Source organism: uncultured Eudoraea sp. (assembly GCF_947258525.1).
Lineage (GTDB): Bacteria > Bacteroidota > Bacteroidia > Flavobacteriales > Flavobacteriaceae > Eudoraea.
The window spans coordinates 1-3,405 of sequence record NZ_CAMYIP010000055.1; the positions used below are offsets into that span (position 1 = coordinate 1).

Below are 3,405 nucleotides of genomic sequence, written 5' to 3' on the forward strand. Positions count from 1 at the left end.
TTCGGTGAAAGAGCGAAAAGTGATTATAAGTTTGTTGGACAAGATTCAATTTGAATTGGAGCAAACCATTGACAGGCACAGTAAAAAATTGATTGTGGCGAACCTTGAACTATTTTTGGATTATTGCGTACGTTTTTACGACCGGCAGTTTATCACTCGAGAAACTGTAAATCAGGGCATTGTTGAAAATTTTAAAACTCTCCTGGAGGATTATTTTTCTTCCGAAAAACCTCAAAAACAGGGTACACCTTCTGTTAGTTATTTTGCGAAGGAACAGCACCTTTCTTCAAATTATTTTGGGGACCTGATTAAAAAGGAAACCGGTAAAAGTGCCCATGAACATATTCAGTCTAAACTTATTGAAGTTGCCAAGGAAAAAATATTTGATCACAACAAATCGCTAAGTGAGATTGCCTATGAGCTGGGGTTCAAATATCCACAGCATTTTACAAGACTATTCAAAAATAAAGTTGGTTATACCCCTAATGAATACCGGATGTTGGGCTAAATGAGCCATAACCTGCTTTCTACAAAAGAAAATCCTTATTTTTAACTATCTGGAGTCCGGACCGAAAATCCTATGGGATTTCCCTTACCGTATTAATAGCTTTAAAGTCAGGCAAAGCAATTGACTTGAACCATAGAAATGTCAATACAGCAAATATGATAATTCAAATAATCAAACTGAAATCGAAACTTCCGGAAGAGGAGTTGTTAAGAAGAGCCAAAGAACGAGAGTCCCAGTTTAAATCCTTGCCCGGACTTTTACAGAAATATTACGTGAAACTAGACCAACCTGGGCAATTTGGAGGAATTTATATCTGGGATTCTGAAGAATCATTAAAGTCATATGGTAAATCAGACTTAGCATCCAGTATTCCGGAAGCTTATGATATTGTAGAAGCTCCGAATATTGAGATTCTGAATGTGCTGTTTAAACTTAGAGAATAAATTACCATCCCTGGTACAGGGTAAAAAAAGGATAAAACACATTTTTCACTAACTTTTGCTAATAATAACCAACAACTAAATACACAATATTATGAGAACATTACAAAATTTAATTGTCAAAGCCAATTCTATTGGAATAGTGATCTTTTTTTTATCTGCTTTTATGTTCATACAGTCTTGTAAAAGTGATAAAAAAAGTACCCAGGTCGAAACCGTCGCTGAGGCCAAAGAGAATGTTATAGAAATAATAACGGAGAATATGGATTTTCAAATGCCCGATACTATTCCCTCCGGATGGAATACATTTCGTTACAAAAATCAATCACCTCAAACCCACTTTTTCCTTGTAGATAAGTACCCGGAAGGAAAGACCTCAGAAGACGCAGAAAAAGTTATAGGTCCGGTTTTCGATAGTGGAATGAAACTAATTATGGAAGGAAAAACTGAGGAAGGTTTTGCTGAGTTTGCAAAACTTCCTGAGTGGTTCAGTGAGGTTGTCTTTGTAGGTGGTTCAGGGCTACTCTCTCCAGATCAGGTGGCAGAAACAACAATTAATTTAAAACCTGGTAAATACATTATTGAATGTTATGTAAAAATGAGCAATGGCGTATTTCACACCTCTATGGGAATGACAAAAGATATTGTTGTAAAACCTGCTGATTCTGGTAATAAAGAATTGATTGCAGATATTGTCATTAATATTTCGAGTACGGATGGAATTGTGTTTAATGACTCTATAAGTTCTGGCAAACACACCTTTTCCGTATTCTATAAGGATCAAATTGTTCATGAAAATTTTGTTGGACATGATATAAACCTTGTCAGGCTGGATGAAAATGCTAATCTCGAAGAGTTGGAGAATTGGATGAATTGGGCGGATCCTAAAGGATTGATAGAACCGGCACCGGATGGTATCACCTTTATGGGTGGTGTAAATGATATGCCGGAAGGTAATCTTGGGTTTTTCACAGCAAATTTGAAACCTGGCAAGTATGCGTTTGTATCTGAAGTACCGAACGCTTTAAGTAAAAACATGCTAAAAACATTTGTAGTACCTGAGTAATTTTAATACAGAATTACTTTAACCAACCAGGTATAAGCCGTTAAAACCATTCAGGGACAATACTGTTGGCCATCAAACAATTGAAAAACTACTTACATTATGAAATCAAAAATAAAAATCTCTCCCCTCAATCTATTGCTATGTGCTGCAGCTATTCTTTCTATGGGTTATTTGGTTGGTTGTAATTCAAATGCAGAAGCACCGTCTTATCCTCAGGGAGTTATTTTGAATAGTGGTCCGGGTCTAGAAAATATTCAGGCTGTGACAGATGTCTTTCTTGAAGCATGGAATAAAAGAGACGCCACAGCTTGTGCAAATACGTATTCTAAAGACGCCATTTTTATGCCGCAAGGTGAATCTTCTATAGTAGGAAGAGAAAATATTCGGAAGTTTTTCAATGATAATGAATGGGAGGCTACAAACGATGCTAAAATGAATATTGAAGAAAAAGTAGACGAGGTTATTTATTTTGATGATTGGTCTGTTATGAGAGGAACAGGGGAGATTACAGTTACTGAGGCGGAATCGATGGAAGATAAATATAGATTTAAGTGGGTTATGTTGAGTAAAAAGAATGAAATAGGTGAGTGGGAGTCTGTTTGGGATATCTTCAATGACGAAATTTGTAAATGTATTAATTAAGCTAAAAATTGATGCAACACATCTTTCCTGTTAGCCTGCAAACGAAGTAAGAACCCTTTTCTTTGGCAGCTACTGAAAAAAGTCCGGAGGTATGTCCCATATCTCTGACCCTATGTATAATAAAAATTCTATCTTCAAATTTTTAAACCAAAATAGCGAATAAATGAAAAAACAAAACAGCCTGGCTTTAGGAATGTCATTTAGAGTTGCAATTGGAACTGCAATAGAAGTTGCCACTGATAATCTGGGTTTGATGCTCAAGTTAATCCAATACAGGCTGGCGCCTGTCTGACTTTTTTGTTTTCACCGCTTTAGTACTTGGCAGCACTACACTTTTAAAACAAAAAATCCAACCACTTTCGTGATTGGATTTACTTCGTCGGGTTTGTACAACGAAGTTTCTCTTGGATAAACGTAGTTATAGTGGCAGGATTACCTTCGGTGATCCTGAAATGGGGTTGATGCTCAAGAAAAACCATGCAAAGCTGCGCTTCGTTACGTTTTTTATTTTACATACTCCTGCAAGCAAGCTTGAGTCGCCATAAAATAAAAAACCAGACACTTAAGTGTCTGGTTTTTCTCGGTCGGGGTGGCAGGATTCGAACCTGCGACCTCCTGCTCCCAAAGCAGGCGCGATAACCGGGCTACGCTACACCCCGATGGTCATCTATAAATCGTTTTTCACTAAAGAGAATATACAAACATAATTTTCTCTAGTTGGGGTGGTCACGCCTTGGCGTGACGACCTC

At 37.2% G+C, this 3,405-nt stretch carries 5 protein-coding genes and 1 tRNA gene; 5 read left to right on the plus strand and 1 reads right to left on the minus strand.

Annotation, left to right across the window (positions count from 1 at the left end; translation table 11 throughout):
- The 5 genes from Q0X89_RS04245 to Q0X89_RS04265 form a co-directional block, all read left to right on the plus strand.
- On the plus strand, positions 1-508 hold a 508-nt coding region (locus Q0X89_RS04245), incomplete at its 5' end, for a helix-turn-helix transcriptional regulator (RefSeq protein WP_297691464.1).
- Between the two features lie 155 nt (positions 509-663).
- Positions 664-951, plus strand: coding sequence for a YdhR family protein (locus Q0X89_RS04250; protein WP_297691466.1), 288 nt, complete (start codon positions 664-666; stop codon positions 949-951).
- Between the two features lie 91 nt (positions 952-1,042).
- Positions 1,043-2,014 carry a hypothetical protein gene (locus Q0X89_RS04255; protein WP_297691468.1) on the plus strand — a complete coding sequence of 324 codons (972 nt, stop codon included), beginning with the start codon at positions 1,043-1,045 and terminating at the stop codon, positions 2,012-2,014.
- A gap of 99 nt (positions 2,015-2,113) precedes the next feature.
- Positions 2,114-2,656: a nuclear transport factor 2 family protein gene (locus Q0X89_RS04260; RefSeq protein ID WP_297691470.1), complete on the plus strand. Its 543-nt coding sequence runs from the start codon at positions 2,114-2,116 to the stop codon at positions 2,654-2,656.
- A 163-nt stretch (positions 2,657-2,819) separates the two neighbouring features.
- Positions 2,820-2,948, plus strand: a complete 129-nt coding sequence (locus Q0X89_RS04265; RefSeq protein ID WP_297691472.1) for a hypothetical protein — start codon at positions 2,820-2,822, stop codon at positions 2,946-2,948.
- Between the two features lie 292 nt (positions 2,949-3,240).
- On the opposite strand, the gene Q0X89_RS04270 is transcribed toward Q0X89_RS04265, so the two are convergent.
- Positions 3,241-3,315: transfer RNA gene (locus tag Q0X89_RS04270), tRNA-Pro, on the minus strand.
- Between the last annotated feature and the right edge of the window lie 90 nt (positions 3,316-3,405).

Excerpts from the sequence above, each read along its gene's own strand:
- Q0X89_RS04250 (WP_297691466.1), top strand. The coding sequence starts at position 664 with ATGATAATTCAAATAATCAAACTGAAATCGAAACTTCCGGAAGAGGAG.
- Q0X89_RS04255 (WP_297691468.1), top strand. The coding sequence starts at position 1,043 with ATGAGAACATTACAAAATTTAATTGTCAAAGCCAATTCTATTGGAATA.
- Q0X89_RS04260 (WP_297691470.1), top strand. The coding sequence starts at position 2,114 with ATGAAATCAAAAATAAAAATCTCTCCCCTCAATCTATTGCTATGTGCT.
- Q0X89_RS04265 (WP_297691472.1), top strand. The coding sequence starts at position 2,820 with ATGAAAAAACAAAACAGCCTGGCTTTAGGAATGTCATTTAGAGTTGCA.